This window comes from Pseudoalteromonas sp. UG3-2 (assembly GCF_037120705.1).
Taxonomy (GTDB): domain Bacteria; phylum Pseudomonadota; class Gammaproteobacteria; order Enterobacterales; family Alteromonadaceae; genus Pseudoalteromonas.
This window is the reverse complement of the sequence record NZ_JAWLJU010000002.1, coordinates 2,436,030-2,453,279: the sequence shown is the minus strand read 5'-3', so window position 1 is coordinate 2,453,279 and position 17,250 is coordinate 2,436,030. Positions and strand designations below refer to the sequence as shown.

General features: G+C 47.2%; 18 protein-coding genes. 12 read left to right on the top strand and 6 right to left on the bottom strand.

The features are described from left to right. The first annotated feature begins 40 nt into the window (after positions 1 to 40). Complete coding sequence (locus R3P39_RS13990) at positions 41 to 757, top strand: pseudouridine synthase (RefSeq protein ID WP_336568197.1); 717 nt, start codon at positions 41 to 43, stop codon at positions 755 to 757. Here R3P39_RS13990 and R3P39_RS13985 read toward each other — a convergent pair. The 3 genes from R3P39_RS13985 to R3P39_RS13975 all read right to left on the bottom strand — a co-directional run bounded on the left by R3P39_RS13985 (position 735) and on the right by R3P39_RS13975 (position 3,248). Next, positions 735 to 1,121, bottom strand: coding sequence for an MAPEG family protein (locus R3P39_RS13985; protein WP_336568196.1), 387 nt, complete (start codon positions 1,119 to 1,121; stop codon positions 735 to 737). The two genes, R3P39_RS13990 and R3P39_RS13985, sit on opposite strands and share 23 nt — an antisense overlap. 283 nt (positions 1,122 to 1,404) lie before the next feature. After that, positions 1,405 to 1,719: a DMT family transporter gene (locus tag R3P39_RS13980; RefSeq protein WP_336568195.1), complete on the bottom strand. Its 315-nt coding sequence runs from the start codon at positions 1,717 to 1,719 to the stop codon at positions 1,405 to 1,407. Between the two features lie 2 nt (positions 1,720 to 1,721). Further along, on the bottom strand, positions 1,722 to 3,248 hold the full coding sequence (locus R3P39_RS13975) for a carbon-nitrogen hydrolase family protein (protein WP_336568194.1): 1,527 nt from the start codon (positions 3,246 to 3,248) through the stop codon (positions 1,722 to 1,724). Positions 3,249 to 3,286: 38 nt separating this feature from the next. Here R3P39_RS13975 and R3P39_RS13970 point away from each other — a divergent pair, with 38 nt between their 5' ends. Beyond that, the gene (locus R3P39_RS13970; RefSeq protein ID WP_336568193.1) at positions 3,287 to 4,462 is read left to right on the top strand and encodes a GGDEF domain-containing protein; all 1,176 of its coding nucleotides are present in this window, start codon (positions 3,287 to 3,289) and stop codon (positions 4,460 to 4,462) included. On the opposite strand, the gene R3P39_RS13965 is transcribed toward R3P39_RS13970, so the two are convergent. Next, on the bottom strand, positions 4,459 to 6,741 hold the full coding sequence (locus tag R3P39_RS13965; RefSeq protein ID WP_336568192.1) for a penicillin acylase family protein: 2,283 nt from the start codon (positions 6,739 to 6,741) through the stop codon (positions 4,459 to 4,461). The two genes, R3P39_RS13970 and R3P39_RS13965, sit on opposite strands and share 4 nt — an antisense overlap. A 235-nt stretch (positions 6,742 to 6,976) precedes the next feature. Here R3P39_RS13965 and R3P39_RS13960 point away from each other — a divergent pair, with 235 nt between their 5' ends. The 6 genes from R3P39_RS13960 to folX all read left to right on the top strand — a co-directional run bounded on the left by R3P39_RS13960 (position 6,977) and on the right by folX (position 13,735). Further along, complete coding sequence (locus R3P39_RS13960) at positions 6,977 to 10,321, top strand: ATP-binding protein (protein WP_336568190.1); 3,345 nt, start codon at positions 6,977 to 6,979, stop codon at positions 10,319 to 10,321. A 108-nt stretch (positions 10,322 to 10,429) separates the two neighbouring features. Continuing rightward, positions 10,430 to 11,053, top strand: a complete 624-nt coding sequence (locus R3P39_RS13955; RefSeq protein WP_336568189.1) for a YceH family protein — start codon at positions 10,430 to 10,432, stop codon at positions 11,051 to 11,053. A gap of 62 nt (positions 11,054 to 11,115) precedes the next feature. Beyond that, complete coding sequence (gene nadE, locus R3P39_RS13950) at positions 11,116 to 11,952, top strand: ammonia-dependent NAD(+) synthetase (protein ID WP_336568187.1); 837 nt, start codon at positions 11,116 to 11,118, stop codon at positions 11,950 to 11,952. Positions 11,953 to 12,078: 126 nt separating this feature from the next. Then, positions 12,079 to 12,807, top strand: a complete 729-nt coding sequence (gene folM, locus R3P39_RS13945) for a dihydromonapterin reductase (RefSeq protein WP_336568186.1) — start codon at positions 12,079 to 12,081, stop codon at positions 12,805 to 12,807. A 7-nt stretch (positions 12,808 to 12,814) separates the two neighbouring features. Beyond that, on the top strand, positions 12,815 to 13,369 hold the full coding sequence (folE, locus tag R3P39_RS13940; protein ID WP_336568185.1) for a GTP cyclohydrolase I FolE: 555 nt from the start codon (positions 12,815 to 12,817) through the stop codon (positions 13,367 to 13,369). A 3-nt stretch (positions 13,370 to 13,372) separates the two neighbouring features. Further along, positions 13,373 to 13,735, top strand: a complete 363-nt coding sequence (gene folX, locus R3P39_RS13935; RefSeq protein WP_336568183.1) for a dihydroneopterin triphosphate 2'-epimerase — start codon at positions 13,373 to 13,375, stop codon at positions 13,733 to 13,735. Positions 13,736 to 13,747: 12 nt separating this feature from the next. On the opposite strand, the gene R3P39_RS13930 is transcribed toward folX, so the two are convergent. Then, on the bottom strand, positions 13,748 to 14,185 hold the full coding sequence (locus R3P39_RS13930) for a YqaA family protein (protein WP_336568182.1): 438 nt from the start codon (positions 14,183 to 14,185) through the stop codon (positions 13,748 to 13,750). A gap of 133 nt (positions 14,186 to 14,318) precedes the next feature. Between R3P39_RS13930 and R3P39_RS13925 the strand changes: the two genes are divergently transcribed. The 3 genes from R3P39_RS13925 to R3P39_RS13915 are packed head-to-tail and all read left to right on the top strand — an operon-like array spanning position 14,319 to position 15,809. Next, entirely contained in the window at positions 14,319 to 14,828 is a 510-nt protein-coding gene (locus tag R3P39_RS13925; RefSeq protein WP_336568181.1) for a TlpA family protein disulfide reductase, read from the top strand. A gap of 9 nt (positions 14,829 to 14,837) precedes the next feature. After that, the gene (locus R3P39_RS13920) at positions 14,838 to 15,302 is read left to right on the top strand and encodes a DUF2721 domain-containing protein (protein ID WP_336568179.1); all 465 of its coding nucleotides are present in this window, start codon (positions 14,838 to 14,840) and stop codon (positions 15,300 to 15,302) included. Positions 15,303 to 15,362: 60 nt separating this feature from the next. After that, on the top strand, positions 15,363 to 15,809 hold the full coding sequence (locus R3P39_RS13915; RefSeq protein ID WP_336568178.1) for a c-type cytochrome: 447 nt from the start codon (positions 15,363 to 15,365) through the stop codon (positions 15,807 to 15,809). Between the two features lie 147 nt (positions 15,810 to 15,956). Here R3P39_RS13915 and R3P39_RS13910 read toward each other — a convergent pair whose 3' ends face one another. Next, on the bottom strand, positions 15,957 to 16,142 hold the full coding sequence (locus R3P39_RS13910) for a PA3496 family putative envelope integrity protein (RefSeq protein WP_336568177.1): 186 nt from the start codon (positions 16,140 to 16,142) through the stop codon (positions 15,957 to 15,959). Positions 16,143 to 16,431: 289 nt separating this feature from the next. On the opposite strand from R3P39_RS13910, the gene R3P39_RS13905 reads away from it, so the two are divergent. After that, positions 16,432 to 17,217: a DUF2884 family protein gene (locus R3P39_RS13905; protein ID WP_336568175.1), complete on the top strand. Its 786-nt coding sequence runs from the start codon at positions 16,432 to 16,434 to the stop codon at positions 17,215 to 17,217. Positions 17,218 to 17,250: the final 33 nt, after the last annotated feature.

Sequence of the window (17,250 nt, the reverse complement as noted above, 5' to 3'; positions counted from 1 at the left end):
TATAATACGTGCAACGTCGCTGTCTTGATCATTAGCTGTTATGTCTTATCCAATGCGTTTGGCAAAATATTTAAGCCACTGTGGTGTGTGCTCCCGCAAGCAGGCTTCTCGGCTTATTGATGCAGGCAGAGTCAGGGTTAATGGCCAACATGCCAACCACATTGATCACGTTTGCCCTAGCGACATCATTTTAGTTGACCACAAAGAGGTCAGCGAACCACCACCGCGAAGACTGTTTGCCTATTACAAACCGGTTGGCGTCGATTGTAAGGTTAAGCCCGATGACCGCCACAGTATCTACCATCATTTACCCAGCGATGTCCGGGTATACCCTATTGGACGCCTAGATAAAGACAGTCATGGTTTACTACTACTAAGCAATGATGGCGCATTATGTCAGCAACTTATTCACCCCGATAAACACCAAGAAAAAGAGTATGTTGTTGTGGTTGATAAGCCGATTAATGAGGCGTTTTGCCAGCAAATGGCCGCAGGAGTACCGGTAAAGGGCCAACTCACCCAACCTTGCCAAGTGACCCAGCTCACAGCCACCAGTTTTGCCATCGTGTTACAACAAGGGCTAAACCGCCAAATACGCCGCATGGCCCATTACTGCGGTCATCATGTCATTGACTTAAAACGCATCCGCATAGCCGGGTTAAAGTTAGAACCGCTCGCGATAGCGCCAGGAGAAATGCGCGAACTGCCGCACGACTACTTCGCCGATATCACGGCTAAAGGCCAGACACCACAATAATGGCAACAGCACAGCCGAGCCCAATCACCCAAACAATTGAACGCAACACGTCAATATTCGTCCAGTACAGTACGCAGTAAACCACTCTGGCAATAATATGGCTAATCGCTAGCCACTCCACTAAGGGGGTAAATGTTTGCGTGCCAAACGCAACCGCCAATGCCACGGCAAACACTGCAAGGGCTTCAAAGCAGTTTTGATGGGCTGCGTAGGCGCGCGCACCAAGACCTTGTAACTCCTGTTGCTGCTGACGCGGGTGTTTATTGTCGTAGCCACCGAGTTTATTCATCTCTAAGGCAACGGGGACTTTGGCAAAATAGGGTAATAATACCGCCAACACGGCACAGATAATTAATACACTCATAAGATGCTCCTTACCAGAAAGCCTTGCTATAACTCAGTAGAGCAAAAAGAAAAGCCATAAGCAACCGCAGCCACTTATGGCCAATACTGTAGCATCGGTGACAGCATAGCTCAGTTGTGTTTGCTGGGGAATGCGACACTTTGTCGCAGCCCATTTTGGCGCGAAAAATAGTCGCTCTATATGCTGACTATTTGTTGAAACTATTATCTTTTCTGGCTAAAAACCGCGGTCAAGGTGAGAGATTCATTGGGCTTAATCCTCATCGCCATTGCCGCGGCTTTGGTTATGCTAACTTAAGCACCACGACGCCACTGATGATCAGTAACACGCCTAAATAGCGCATAAATGAGCTGGGATCGCCGTAAAAGAATACTCCGACTAAGAATGTCCCAGCGGCGCCTATTCCCGTCCATACCGCATAAGAAGTACCCAAGGGAATTTGCTTTTGCGCTAACCACAACATCCAGCCACTCATTGCCATAAAGCCAATGGCGATGGCAATGCCTTGCCAACGAGTATCGGCCTGTTGCGCCATTTTTAAGCCCACAGGCCAACCAATCTCAAATAGCCCTGCTACGATTAAATAAATCCACGCCATAACTACTTCTGTTTTAGCTCCACATCATAAAGATCTTTACGTCGGTCACGTAAGTTACGCACCGTCCCTTCACTATGCAAGATTTTGAGTTTATCTAAATCCAGATCACTAAACAGCAGCATTTCTGTGTTCGGCGTGGCCTCATTGAGGGCCGCATCGTGGGGGAAGGCAAAATCGGAAGGTGTTAGCACGGCAGACTGGGCATACTGAACATCGAGGCTTTCCACTTGGGGCAAGTTCCCGACACTACCAGCAATAACAACATAACACTCATTCTCAATGGCGCGTGCTTGAGCGCAATGGCGCACCCGCAAATAGCTATTTTTGGTGTCAGTCCAAAACGGTACAAATAAAATATCAAGCCCTTGTTCAGCCATGATCCGCGACAGCTCAGGAAACTCAACATCGTAGCAAATTTGAATGCCGACGCGTCCAGCATCGGTTTCAAACACCTCGATTTTGTCGCCGCCCTTAATCACCCAATCGTAGTCTTCATGAGGGGTAATATGCACTTTGCGCTGTTCGTCTACTTTGCCAGAACGGTGGCATAAATAACTGACATTATAGAGCTTATCACCCTCTAACAACGGCATAGAGCCAGTAATAATATTGGCATTATATTCTATCGCCATTTGCGACATGGCTTCACGAAACTGCTCGGTATAGGTGGCCAAAGTACGAATTGCTTCAGTTTGGTTTTTGGCGTTTTCTAACCCCATCAAGGGCGCATTGAAAAACTCAGGGAACAAGATAAAGTCACTTTGATAGTCTGACACCGTATCAATAAAGTATTCCACTTGCTGCATTAAATCCGCCACGGACTCAACCTGGCGCATTTGCCACTGCACCGCTCCCACACGAACGATACTCTTTTGACTTTCAATCACGGTGTCTGTGGGCTCAAATAAGATATTGTTCCATTCCAGCAGCGTGGCATACCCTTCGGAGCTCTGATCCTCTGGCAGGTATTGCTTCAGCAGCCGCTTTACTTGGAAGTCATTGGCCAGCTGAAAGCTTAAAATGGGGTCGTGTAACTCTTTATGGTCTACCTTATTAATATATTCCATGGGTGACATGGCATCGCAGTACTGCTTATAAAGCGGGATCCGCCCCCCAGCTAAAATCGCGCGCAGGTTATACTGACGACACAGCTCTTTGCGGGCATCGTATAAACGTCGCCCTAAACGCAAACCGCGGTGACTTTTGGCAATCACCACGTCGAGGCCATACAGTGCATCGGCATTGCTATCACTAAAAATACGATTATGGGCATCAACGATGTCTTCATAGGTGTGGGGGTTAGAAAAGGTTTGATAATCGACCTGAACACTCAGCGCAATCCCCACCAGCTGCTCACCATCTTTCACCCCGATCTGACCTTCTGGAAACTGGTCAATTAGTCGAAATATGGTGTGACTAGGCCAAGCGCCGCCAAGGTCTGGATACGCCTCATCCATCAGGCGCTTAACCTGATCATAGTCTGACTTTTCTAAGTTACATAAGCTGATGCGTGCTTTTTCTATTGACATAACCACTCCCATTGATTGGCAAATAAGGCCGATTTAAGATGACGTTAACAACCCTTGGCTTACTGTGGCCTGAGCACCATTGCCAGCAAACTCGAGTAAAGCTTCTATACTTGCATTATAAAGCCATGAGTATGAGTGACAGCTTGACCAAATACCACCCTTACAGCAAGCCCGATGAGGTAGAAACATTTAAATTTGCCCTACTGCGCCGTGTTGCCTTTTACTGCTTGTGGCTACATGTAGCTTTAATAGGGGTGTTTTGGCACGTAGAGGTGCCTACTCTCGCGCTCGTCAATGTGTTTAGTGTGGCGCTGTGGTACAGCGGCATTAAACTTATTGATAGAGCTTACTACTCACTTGCCCTGCGGATCTTTTGTTTCGAAGTTGCACTCCATGCCACCTTAGTCTGTGCACTGCTCGGCATGCAGCTAGGTTTTCAATATTATCTTTGGACAGTGTCTTGCTTAATGCTGCTGGACTATCAATTACGCTTACGCAACGCGGTGCTTTACTCACTGGCACTCATTTCGTTGTTTGCCCTGTTACACCTGCTATTTAATGATGTAGTTTATCAATATAAATATCCGCAGTTGCTGCCTTACATTCACTTTATCAACGTCATGATTTGCGGCGTCCCGATGATCTATACCATCGCCCATATTCGCACTATGACCGTCAAACAACGGGACAAACTGGCCGAACTCGCTGCCCGCGACCCGCTGACGAAAATGTTTAATCGCCGTTATGCCAAAGAGCTCATTGTTCATGCCAAAGAAAATTGTATTTCAACCCACTCGCCACTGTGTTTAGTAATGGCAGACATTGACCATTTTAAAACCATCAATGACACCTATGGTCATGACAAAGGCGACCGCATCTTACAAGCCGTTGCCGAGATTATTCAAGCCCATGTTAACCCTGCAGACATCGCCGTGCGTTGGGGTGGTGAAGAGTTTTTATTGGTACTGGCTCCTTGCTCTACTGGGGAGGCAATTAGAAGAGTGGAGGCACTGCGCCAAGCCATCGCCGCGGCGAGCTTTGAAAACGATATTTTGCAGGTCACCATGAGCTTTGGCATCGCTAGTTGGGGCGCGCAGCAATCGTTTGAGGTGGTGATCCAACACGCCGATGCCGCGCTTTATGATAGTAAGCACTCAGGAAGAAATCGCGTAACGACGGCACCGACATTACGCGTTTCTGAAACGAACGGTTAATCTGGCTGTATCTCTATGCGGTGGGTGATAGTGCCCGGTAATAAGGGAGTTGCTTTCGCCGCCACATACTGCTCAAATCCAGCGCGGTAAAAAGGCGACAATGGATGGCCGCTTTGGCCTCCAGCAATGGTTAATATGGCATGCTCCAGGTGCCCAGGCTGAGCAATCAAGCGCTGTGAAGCGCCAAAAGAGCGCCCCTGCACCGCTGGCATAAAGGTATCGCCAAAGCCTTGTGCCACTGGCATATCTAAAAAGCCACTGAGAATTGGCATTTGCTTAGAGAATGGGTGCTGCACTTGCAACGCATTGACATCTCCCCAGCGCCAGGCCGCCATATTGCTGCCAAAGCGATGGCGCAACTTGGCTTTGGCATCTTGATAGGCTCGCAATTGCAATTGCGACCAATCGTCATTATCTCCGAGCCAAGAAGTGGGCTGTTGCTCTAAAATTTGCCATAACGCCGGCTCAAGGTAACGCTTAATCCTCGCTAAGGACAGCTGCTGCTCCACCAGCGCCTGCTCTAAAGGAGCAAAAATATGTTCAATCAAGCTATTACGATAATATTTAACCAGTGTATAGCCTACCGAGTCAGGGCAGGCGCAGCCCTGCCAATTGTTAAGCGCGTTTAAATCCTCTTGAAAGCGTGCCGTGTCTTGGCTTGCTAGCAAGGTTTTCAGCTGCTGCTGCCAGGGGGTTAAAAATAAGGCTCGGTTATCGAGCTGTAAGTCATAAAAGTCTTGCTCTGAAAACGAGTGCTTGGCAGTGAGGACATCGCGGATCTGCACCGCCCTTGCCCCAAGCGCATAGCCGCCATCGCCAAAACGCTCATGAGCGTTGGCAGAAACCACCCGCGAGTTGGCGGTCCAAAGCTTTCCAGTTGCTGGATTAACGTACTGTGGCCGCATGGTTTCATTTTGCCGCCAACTGGCTTGATATTGCGCGGCAGGTATTGCGGTATCACTATGGCGTTGCCGAGCTGGGAGCGCGCCCATTGGCGTCCAAGCCGCACTGCCTTGGTCATCAACCACCAGCAAGTTCTGTACTGGAATGCCTGCATAGCGGGCAATGCTCAATGCCTCCGTAGTGGTGCTGGCGGTCTCTAGCTTTAATAGATCTAAGTTAACGGCATAGTCTTGATGTGCCACCCAACTGAGCGCGTATTGCTTTCCTGCGATTTCTTTAACCGGGCCATAATCACTGAGTTTCAATTCATAGCGGTGCTCACTGCCATCGGCTAGTTTAATCACTTCGGTGGTGGTATGAATGTCATCGTCTGGCGACAGTGCAATCCAATCAGCGGTATCTAGGTATGCGTTGGTGAATCCCCAAGCGATGCGCTGGTTGCTGCCCACCACAATAGCCGGAGCCCCGGGTAAAGAAACGCCGGTCACTTGCACCGCCTGACCATCTTGCTGGTAATTAAGTTGCGCTCGATACCAAATCGAGGGCACATCCAGACCTAAGTGCATATCATCCGATAACATCGCCGCCCCCGTGTTAGTGTAAGCGCCAGTCACTGCCCAATTATTACTGCCATAATGAGGTTTATCGGCAATGGCTTGAGGCTGAAAGGCTAAGTCCGGATCTAATTTAGGTATCGCAACCGGCTCACGAGCTAGGCGGCTACCGTCTAACGCAGCCTGATATTGACTTGGTTGCAACAGAAAATCCAACATCGGCTGACCAAACTGTTGCTCTAGCAGCAACAAGGTTTCATCCCGCTCAATCGTGCCAGCTTGGAGGTCTAAATACATACTAAAAATACTTAATAAGCTGTCTTCTGGTTGCCATGGTGTGGGCTCTGCTGCCAACAGTAAATATTCAAAACTCGTATAACCCGCTTGCTGTCGCCCCTCATTCACTCCTTGAGCATAACGCTGCAATACTTGCTGTTGGGCTGCAGGTAACGTTTGCACAATTTGCTTGGCACGCTGACGAAACTGATGAAAGCGCATGCTTTTATCCAGCTCTATGGCTGCAGCACCAAATAACTCACTGAGTTCACCGGCGGCATTACGACGCAATAAATCCATTTGAAAAAAGCGGTCTTGACCATGGGCGTAGCCTAAACCATAGGCCGCATCAGCTCGACTGTGCGCAGAGATCACGGCTTGTCCCAAACCATCACGCGCTATTTCTACTGAATCTGACACATAGGCGCTGCTGCCCTTGCCATCAAGTGTGGGTAAACTCAGCGACAACACCCCGTACACGCTGGCAGTGGTCACCAACAATAGTATGAGTAGAGTAATGGTAAGTCGTTTTAACCAGATAAGCATTGCGTTCCCTTTTATATCAGCGTGAGCAGTTTGTTATTATTATGTGCTCAAGATATAGCATGACTATGACAAATAAACCATTACCAACAGACTAAACAGGGGCGTTAACCCTGACCATATGGTGCTCTCATCTGCTTCGCTTTTTCATCACTACAGACAATTCTATGTAAAGTTTTTTGTTGCCTTGCCAAGGTCTGAACTATAGTTAAGTCATCTACGACCTTAACTCGATATCATGACGATTGAGCTCTCAAAATCTCCACAAAAATTTCGCTATATAAAGTACAGCTTTTGGCTATTACTGGTGATAGTCATTGCTGTGGCTTGGTATGTAGACCAAGTAAATTATCGCCGCCTTATTGCCACTGAAAAGAGTCACTCAACCGAAGAGGTCAACGTTTACCGCACTCGAATGGAAGGCTTATTGGCTGAAAACATTCAACTGGTTAGGGGCCTAGGCGTGGCGTTATCAGGAGAAGCCACGCTATCACAACAACGCTTTGAACAGCTTGCAAAGCCACTGTTTAACAGCAGTGAAATCCTGCGCAATATTGGCGCGGCTCCAGACATGAAGTTAAGTTACATCTACCCTTTAGCGGGAAATGAAGCCGCATTGGGGCTCGATTACCAAACTCACCCGGTGCAAAAGTATGGTGCCATAAGAGCGCGACAAGAGCGCCGTATCGTTATGGCCGGCCCCTTGGAGCTACTTCAAGGAGGAACCGGTCTAATTGCACGCGTTCCAGTGTTTGATGCTAAACAGGGTTTTTGGGGCTTGCTTTCCGTGGTACTTGATATTGATAGCTTGTATCGAAAGACTGAGCTGAGAAACTTGGAAAGTGACTACCTCATTGCCATGCGCGGCGTTGATGGTAAAGGGCTGGATGGTGAATACTTTTATGGTAACCAGAATATCCACTCTTTTTCGCCTTTGTCATTTCAAATCAAGGTACCATCAGGCACTTGGGTTCTCTATGCCGTGCCAAGGGATGGTTGGCAACCTCCGAGTACGGCAATATGGCCCTTCCGTTTAGCCATGTTAGCGCTCATCGCTATTTTTATTTGTGCCTTTATCTTTATCACACGGTTGCTGTCACAGTTACAACGCAACGCCACCGCCCTAACCAACATGGGAGTGCTCGCTGAAGTTGGAGCTTGGGAGGTTGATGTGGAAAGCCGTGAAATTACTTGGTCTGATGTTACCCGCAGCATTTTTCACGTTCCTGCTGATTTTCAACCTAGCTGGATGAGCACAGCCGATTTTTTTAAGCCCGGGGAACATCGCCAAAAGCTACAAGAAGTGATGCGCAACTTGATAAAAACAGGCCAAGCATTTGAAGAAGAGTTGCTTGCGTCCACTTATGATAATCACGAAGTCTGGGTGTTAATCAAAGGCCTGGCTAAACGGCGAGGACAACGTACCAGCCATATTTTTGGTTCTGTGCAGAACATCCACAAGCGTAAAATCATGGAGCTCGAACATGATAAATACGCCCAAAATAACGAGCTATTGGCCCAGCTCAGTGCCAGTGAAGCGTTACTGAACAATCAGTTGGAAGAAGCTTTGCCATTGTGTGCCAGCACTTGCGAGCATGGCCTTGCTGCCAATAAGATCAGCATTTGGCAGCTGAACGACGACGCCAGTCAGTTTTGTCCGGTGTATTTTTCTAACTCTGGCAGCAAAAACTTAGAGCATTTCCCACCTTGGCGCCGAGCGGTTGCACCAGCCTTGTTTAGCGAAATAGAAAATGCCAGGCTTGTTACTGCCGAGCAAGCCGATAGCCACCCCATCACCATGGCGCTCAGTACCACTTACCTTGAGCCTTTTGATATTAAAGCGATGATCTGCTGTCCTATAAGTCACAAAGGGCAGGTATTAGGGTTACTCTGTGCAGAGTACGATCTGCCATCTCCAGAGTGGGGCCAAAGCGACATTCGCTTGATAAAGTCCATCGCTGCCATGTTAGGCAGCCTGTTTTCTAGCCGTGCACAACAAAATGCTAAAAATCGCGCTATTATAGCCAAAGATCTCGCCGAGCAATCGACCAAGATGAAAGCCGAATTTCTTGCCAGTATGAGTCACGAAATCCGCACCCCATTAAACGGCGTAATGGGTATGATTGAGCTGGCCATGCACTCAACCGTTAACGAGGACCAGCGCCACCAGTTGGCCATGGCACAAAGCTCAGCCCAGTCTTTATTGACCATCATTAACGATATTTTAGACTTTTCAAAAATCGAAGCGGGAAAACTCCATGTGGAATTAATGGAGTTCGATGTCATTGAGCTGCTCAGTAGTGTCATGGCAAGCTTTCACAATAGTGCCAGACAAAAACATAACCGCCTCCATATTGATCTCTCGGGCGTCACTGTATCGCACGCCAAATCCGATCCGCACCGCCTCAAGCAGATACTCAATAACCTCCTTAGTAACGCCATAAAGTTTACCCAAGATGGTTTGGTCACGCTGAGCTGCCATAGCGAGAACTCTGGTGGCGAAACGCAGTTGTGGTGTAGCATCGAAGACACTGGCATTGGCATCAAAAAGGATAAGCTCAAGCGAATTTTTGATTCCTTCACCCAAGCCGATTTATCTACCACCCGTGAATATGGAGGCACCGGATTAGGCCTTACTATCGCCAAGCAACTCACTGCGTTACTGGGTGGCGACTTGCATGCCTTTAGCAAGGAGGGAGCAGGCAGCACATTTACCTTTCACGTTCGCCTGAGTGAAGCAAAAGCAATCACCCCGTTTGATAAGGCCAGCGAGTCGAGCTTGTTTATCTTAACTTCGGAACCACTCGATTACCGTAAGCTACTGGCCCCTTGGCACATAGCCACGCTTCAGCTTGAAAATATAGAGGAACTACTCAAGCAGTTACAAACTGCGCCCAGACACAGTGTGGTGATAGTTGCAGCCGACATACTCGCAACATTAGATGAAGCCACACGAGACAAACTGCTATCGCAACTATCGCAACAGCAGTTAACTTGTGCTATCGCCCAAGCCGAGGTTGAACCTCTGCCCCTTAGCTCACTTTCCTCATGGCGGAAAATTTACTACCCCATCACACCAGATGCAGCATTAGCTTTGTTCGATGTGAACAAAGCAGAGCCTGCCAAAAAAGCACAACCAAAGCAGCTGCTGCGCGATGTAAAGCACTCGCCCTTTACTGCCTTGTTAGTTGAAGATAACAAAGTTAATCAAATGGTGGCGCAATCATTTTTGCAAAAAATGGGGGCAGAGGTGACCTTAGCTGAAAATGGTGAGTTAGCACTCACACACTTACAAAAACAGAGAGTTAAATACGATGTTATTTTGATGGACTGCCAAATGCCGGTAATGGATGGCTACCAAGCAGCCCAGCAGATCCGCAGTGGTGTTGCCGGAAAAGTACACCAATCCAGCTTTATTTTGGCCTTGACCGCCAATGCCATGCAAGGTGATAAAGAAAAATGCCTCGACGCTGGGATGGACGATTACCTCAGTAAACCGATTAATTTTGATGATCTGTGGCACAAACTAAACCTCGCTATCAACCCCGAAGCATTACCAGAAAACCAAGAAAATGAGCGATGAAAGCTTTGCCTGAACAACGTACCCAGTTATATTAATTACATAGCGCTAAGTGATCTCTGCAAGTCTGCAGCTGATGCATATCCTAACGCAATAACAATAAGGAGAATTATGCAATTAAGTAGCTTAGAACAACGCGTGCTAGGGAGCTTGATCGAAAAGCAAGTCACCACACCTGAGCAATACCCAATGTCGCTCAACGGCCTGGCCAATGCCTGTAATCAAAAGTCCAACCGAGAACCCGTGATGGAGTTGAGTCAGCACGAGGTGCTCGATACCCTTAATGCGCTGCAACAAAAGCGCCTGGTCACCTGTGATGAAGCTTTATCTGGACGGGTGGATAAATACAGTCAACGCTTTTGTAACAGTGACTTTGGCCACTTAAAAGTGAACGAACAACAGCGCGCATTAATTTGCTTATTACTGTTGCGTGGTCCGCAAACACCCGGTGAACTGAGAACGCGCAGTGGCCGCTTGGCAGAATTTAACTCCGTTGCTGATGTTGAACAGGCATTAACCGAGTTACAGCAACTGGAGTACGTCACTAAACTGGAGCGTGAGCCCGGTAAGCGAGAAAGCCGCTACCAACACTTATTCTCAGGCAATATAGCGACCAGCCCACAGCCTGATGAAATTGCTCAACCCAGTGCCGAAAGCGAACTTGCGGGGCTCAATCGTGAAATTGAACTACTAAAACAAGAATTGGCCACCATCAAACAGCATTTAGGGCTTTAAAAACCAACCCCGTAGCAACATAATAGAGGTTTAGTGTATTTTGACAAAATTGAGGAACCCGCATGCGTGAAGCAATCATGGCAGAAATGAAAGTTCAGCCTGTAATCGACCCAGAATTTGAAGTGAAAAGGCGTGTGGCTTTTATCAAATCCCGCTTACAAGGGGCAGGTTGCTTTTCGTTGGTGCTGGGGATCAGTGGCGGTGTTGACTCTTCAACCTGTGGTCGCTTGTGCCAGCTGGCGGTGGATGAACTTAACTTAGAGCAAGGCGCAAACACCTACCAGTTTATTGCGATGCGCCTTCCTTACGGTACGCAAGCCGATGAAGATGAAGCACAACTGGCACTGGACTTTATTCAACCGAGTAGGCGCCTGAGTGTCAACATCAAGCCGGCGGCAGACGCCATGCATGAGCAAGCGCTCAGCGCCATGACGGGCTCGGGCACCAGCTTACCGGCGCAATCAAGTATCGATTTTGTCAAAGGAAACGTTAAAGCACGTCAGCGTATGGTAGCGCAATACGAAATCGCAGGGTTGACCCAAGGGCTAGTGGTGGGCACCGACCACAGCGCAGAAAATATTACCGGCTTTTACACTAAGTTTGGCGATGGCGCCTGCGATCTTGCTCCTCTGTTTGGCTTATCAAAGCGTCAAGTTAGGGCGCTGGCTGCGCACCTAGGAGCGCCAGAACTATTGGTGAAAAAGACACCAACAGCAGACTTAGAGTGTGACCGCCCAGGACTTGCTGACGAAGAGGCGCTTGGTCTTAGCTACGATAATATTGATGACTTTCTTGAAGGTAAGCCGGTAAGCGACGCCGTCAGCGACAAACTAATTGCCATTTACCAGCGCACACAACATAAGCGTCAAGCTATTCCAACCGTGTATGACGACGAATAATTACGCTTGGGGTGATCAGTTCCACTCACCCCTGCGTTTACCTCTGTCTAACTCCAGTTGTATCACCGCCTAAGACGGTATAGACAAAAACCGCTAGGCCAGCACTCGACTACAGGGATTTACTGCATGAGCTCAACCACAGCATTAACACCAGCCCCGATTCTGATTACCGGCGGAGCACAGCGCATAGGTCTGGCGCTGGTTAATCATTTTATCGAGCAAAACCAACCTGTTATCATTACTTACCGCACCCGACATGAGGTCGTTAGAAGACTCGAACAGCAAGGCGTTATCTGCCTTCAAGTTGACTTCGATGAACCACAAGCGGTGACTCAGTGTATCGCTCAAATAAGGCAGCATACCGACTGCCTTAGGGCCATTATTCACAACGCGTCAAGCTGGGATTGTGAAGCAAAAAACCCCGATCATGATGCGTTATTCGACAATATGATGCGTATACACGCAAAAGTGCCCTATTTATTAAATCAAGGCTTAAGTGAGTTGCTCATGGCTACGCCAAGCACCACAGATGTGATCCATATCACTGACTACATTGTAGAGAAAGGAAGTCCAAAGCACATTGCTTATGCCGCAAGTAAAGCCGCATTAGACAACCTAACTCGTTCTTTTGCTGCTAAATTTGCACCCAAAATTAAAGTAAACAGTATTGCCCCTTCGCTCATAATTTTTAATCCAGATGACAGTGACGCGTATCGTGAAAAAACGTTGAAAAAGTCAATCATGGGGGTTGAGCCGGGCACCGATGAGGTGATCAATAGTGTCGCTATGATCCTCAACAGCTGCTATATGACCGGACGGACGTTACAAATCGACGGCGGTCGCCATTTAAGGTAGAAACATCATGCATGACAAATTAAAACACAGTTATAAATCAATCATTGAAGCCGTTGGTGAAGATGCCGACAGAGAAGGATTATTAGATACGCCAAAACGCGCGGCAAAAGCCATGGAATATTTGACCCAAGGCTACCGCCAAACGTTAACTGAGATCACCAATAATGCGGTATTCAGCTCTGATGCTGACGATATGGTATTAATCCAAGACATTGAGCTTTACTCTATGTGTGAGCACCACTTACTGCCTTTTGTTGGTCGTTGTCATATTGCCTACATCCCCGATGGTAAAGTGCTGGGGTTATCCAAATTTGCCCGCATCGTCGACATGTTTGCTCGCCGTTTTCAAATTCAAGAACAACTGACCCATCAAATCGCTCAGGCAGTGGAAGAAGTAACTGGAGCGAAAGGCGTAGGTGTTATCGTTGAAGCCAAACACATGTGTATGATGATGCGCGGAGTTGAAAAGCAAAACTCTAGGATGCGCACCTCTGTGATGCTTGGAAATTTCCGTAGCGATCCGAAAACCCGTAATGAGTTTTTGCAACTAGTAAAGGGGTAAGCCATGTCTAACGCCATCATTAAAGTGACTAATCTGCGGTTACGTACCTTCATCGGTTTTAACCCCGAAGAGCGCGAAAAGAAACAAGATGTCGTTATCAACATTGAAATTCATTACCCCGCAGATACCGCATGCTTAAACCATGACGACGTTGAGCATGCTCTCAACTACAAAACCGTCACTAAAGCCGTGATTGCACTGGTCGAGAACGGTCATTTCTTGCTGCTTGAGAAACTGGTCGCTGATATTTTAACTGAGTGCCATCGTCATCGTGACGTCACCTATGCCAAGGTAACAGTAGACAAGCCGCATGCGTTGCGGTTTGCCGATTCCGTCTCACTCACCTTAGATTGGCACCGCGAGTGATCAGATTTGGCATTACAGGTGCTCGCTCATCTGTAATGCCAAATAGATAACCACGGCATAACGTGCCCCCTTGCCAATCGCAACCAAAGTAAAAAACCACACAAAGGAAGTACGCAAAGAGCCGGCAACCAGCGTTAGTGGGTCGCCAATAACGGGCAACCACGCGAACAGCAGAGAAAACTTGCCATACCGAGCAAAGTAGTCACACGCCTTATCATACTTTGCCTCAGACACTGGAAACCAGCGTTTATCTCGAAAGCGGGCAATAAAAAAGCCGAGGTAATAATTAATGCAACTGCCCAACAGATTGCCTAAGGTAGCGGCTAACCATAAGCCCCATAGCAGGCCTTGCTGCTGCACCACCAAAGTGGTCAACATAAGCTCTGAGGAAGCTGGAAACAAAGTCGCAGCCACTAACGCCACGGCAAACAAAGTTAAGTAGAGAGTCATAGCAGTCGCGCTCTAGGGTGCAATTATTTTATCGCTTTAACAAAGTCGATTTGTCAGGCAATATACTGAAATAGCTGCGTAACTGCAAAGTGCTAGCGACCTGTCGGCGCCATCATAAGGAAAACAATACGCCATGAAATCACTACTTAACTCCAGCTTGATAATACTGATGGTCTCTGTGCTCAGTGCCTGTAACTCCACAGCTACCACTGCGCCATCAAAGCCTGGTTATGAGACCTACATAGAGCCTGGAGACACCTTCAAGCACCTCAAGCTAGAGACCATTGAGGGTCAGGTTATGCCACTAAATCAGCACCAGAAAAAGCTGGTGATCTTCTTCGCCACTTGGTGCAGCGATTCACAGCGCTTACTCAACGAGTTAAAACACTCCGCACTGTTACAAGATCCTAGTCTTGCCATTATTGCCATTGGCCGTGAACAAGATGCCGCCACCTTAGCAGCATTCAAACAAACCATGGCACTGCCCATCTACTTTGTCGCCGATGAACAGCGTGCTATTTATAGTCGCTATGCCAATCAAGGGATCCCCAGAGTGATTTTATTGGATGAGCAAAATACAGTGATGCAAACTTTAATAGGTGAGCAGCCTAATACACTAGCGCAGCTCAACTTGAGCAATTAAGGAGGCATAATGCAAAACGATGTCGTGAGCATTCTCACTATGGCAAAAGTTATTCAAACTGCCGTCGCCCCGGTATTTTTAATCACCGGTATTGCCGCCACATTGGGGGTGCTATCCAACCGCCTAGCCCGGATCACCGACAGAGCACGGCTACTAGACCGCAAGCTCAACTCCATACAAGATGAAGACTTAACCATGCATTTTAGTCGTGAAATGCGGGCGTTGCTTAAGCGCTCGCGTTTTATTCACGTGGCTTTCAGTATGAGTGTATTAAGTGCTTTATTAGTATGTGCCGTGGTCATGCTGTTGTTTATGTCTCACCTCTATAGCATGCCTCTTGGGATCACGCTATCATCGTGTTTTATTGCGGCTATGGTCCTGTTAATCGGGGCTTTTGTTTCGCTCTTAGGGGAAATATTTCTTGCCACTCGAAGCATGCGCCGTGGCATGATTTTTAAAGACATAGAAAGTTAATACTAGGGTGGTATAAGCCAGTTTATATTTTGAAAAATAAGGAAACATTAAGGGTATTTCATGAAAAAATTCATCACCGTCACACTATTAAGCTGCCTAGCAGCAAGCGTACAAGCGAATCCGATGTTTGAATCTGCCGAGGACGCCATTGAGTATCGCAAAGCTTCTTTCCAATTGATCCGTTTTCAGATTGGTAATATGGGCGACATGCTAAAGGGTAAAGTACCGTTTGATGCCGAAGTGTTTAAGCAGCGCGCAGAAAACGCAGCACAACTTTCGCAAATGCCATGGGAAGCATTTATCACAGGTTCAGATAAGGGCGATACCGACGCCTTACCTGCTATTTGGCAAGATAAAGCCACGTTCGACAGCAAAGCTTCGCAATTTGCCGAATACGCTCAAGCGCTTGCGGTTGCCGCTCAAAGTGGTGATAAAAAACAAATTGCGCCAGCATTCCGTGATTGGGCAAAGGGCTGTAAAGACTGCCATAAGTCATTCAAAGACTAATAACATTATCATACCAAACAGCCGCATAACGCGGCTGTTTATTCTCAGGCACCCACCACCATATACGGCTGGTAAATGGCTGAAACCATAAGCCGAATTGCATAATAACCTGTCGTCATCGCCACAGCTTATAGGTAACTAAGATCACTAGTCGTCTAGGTAATCGAAGTCATCGTCACCTAAATTTCTGCGTAAGCGTTTTTGCTCTAGGTAGTCATCTAGCTTGCGTTTAATTTTACGCTTTTGTTTGTCATGCTGGTTACGCCCAAGCTTTTTAAACTCATCATCTGCAAAGTCATCATCAAGGGCATCGTAAGAAAATGTCTTACCCACAACTCACTCCAAAAATATTGAATTAAAAATGATGAGAGCGAACTCTCAAGATCACTATTTAGCGCTAAAATCACGATCTGAAAAGTGAGAGTTTTTTATCATGACAATAAATTTTATTTATCCTCTTAAAAATAGTGCGGAATCTCACCAAATAATCGTCATTTTACTCATCGCTTTTCTTTTACCTATATCCCCAAAAAACCTCAACACACTGTTTTATATGAACTTTAATTGTTGGCACTGTTCTTGTTTTATTTCTTATCGTAATCAAGAGTAAAGGGGATAAACCATGTATAAAGTTTTATTGTTAAGCGCTGCAACCATGATCAGCAGCACCGCTATGGCACACCAAAAGAATCACATCACATTTAGCGGTGACAACTGTGAAGTCGAGTTTCAAAACGACGTAAAAATTACGCCCAACCACCTTACCATTACCACTGCCAGAGATAATACCGCCGCTATCACACAATACGGTGAGCTGACCATCAATGGCGAAAAAGTCAATTTAACGGCTGAGCAGCAAGCGCAGTTGAGTCAATACGGTGACCAGTTACGTGGTCGCTTACCGCAAGTGGCCGACATCGCTTTTGAAGGCATTAAACTGGCCGGTGTCGCGTTAGATGAGGTGGCGCAAGCATTTAACCTAAATAGCTTAGACAATATTCATGCGGTGATTGCCGACTTAGAAAGTGAAGTACATCGCACCTTTTATCAACAGGGTGCCTTTGTGATGGGAAAACAAACCTTCGAAGACTTTGGTCAGAACTTCAACGGTCAATTTGAAGAGAAAATTGAAGAAGCCATGGAAGAGGCCATGATGCAATCTATCGGCAGTATTTTAGTGGCACTAGGTAATGAGATGTCTGATGCCAATGGCGACATGGGCAACTTCGAAAAGCGCATGACGAACTTTGCTCAGCAAATTGAAAGCAAAGTTGAACACCAAGCCGAAGCCATCGAAGCAAAAGCCAATGCCCTGTGTGGTGACTTCGAAAAAATCGCTCACAGTGAAGCAATGGTTGCCAAAGCGGTACCAGAAATGTCTAATTTTCAACTGTTTCGTTTTAAATAAAGGATAACCCTCTGCTCACCGCCAGTGCATGCT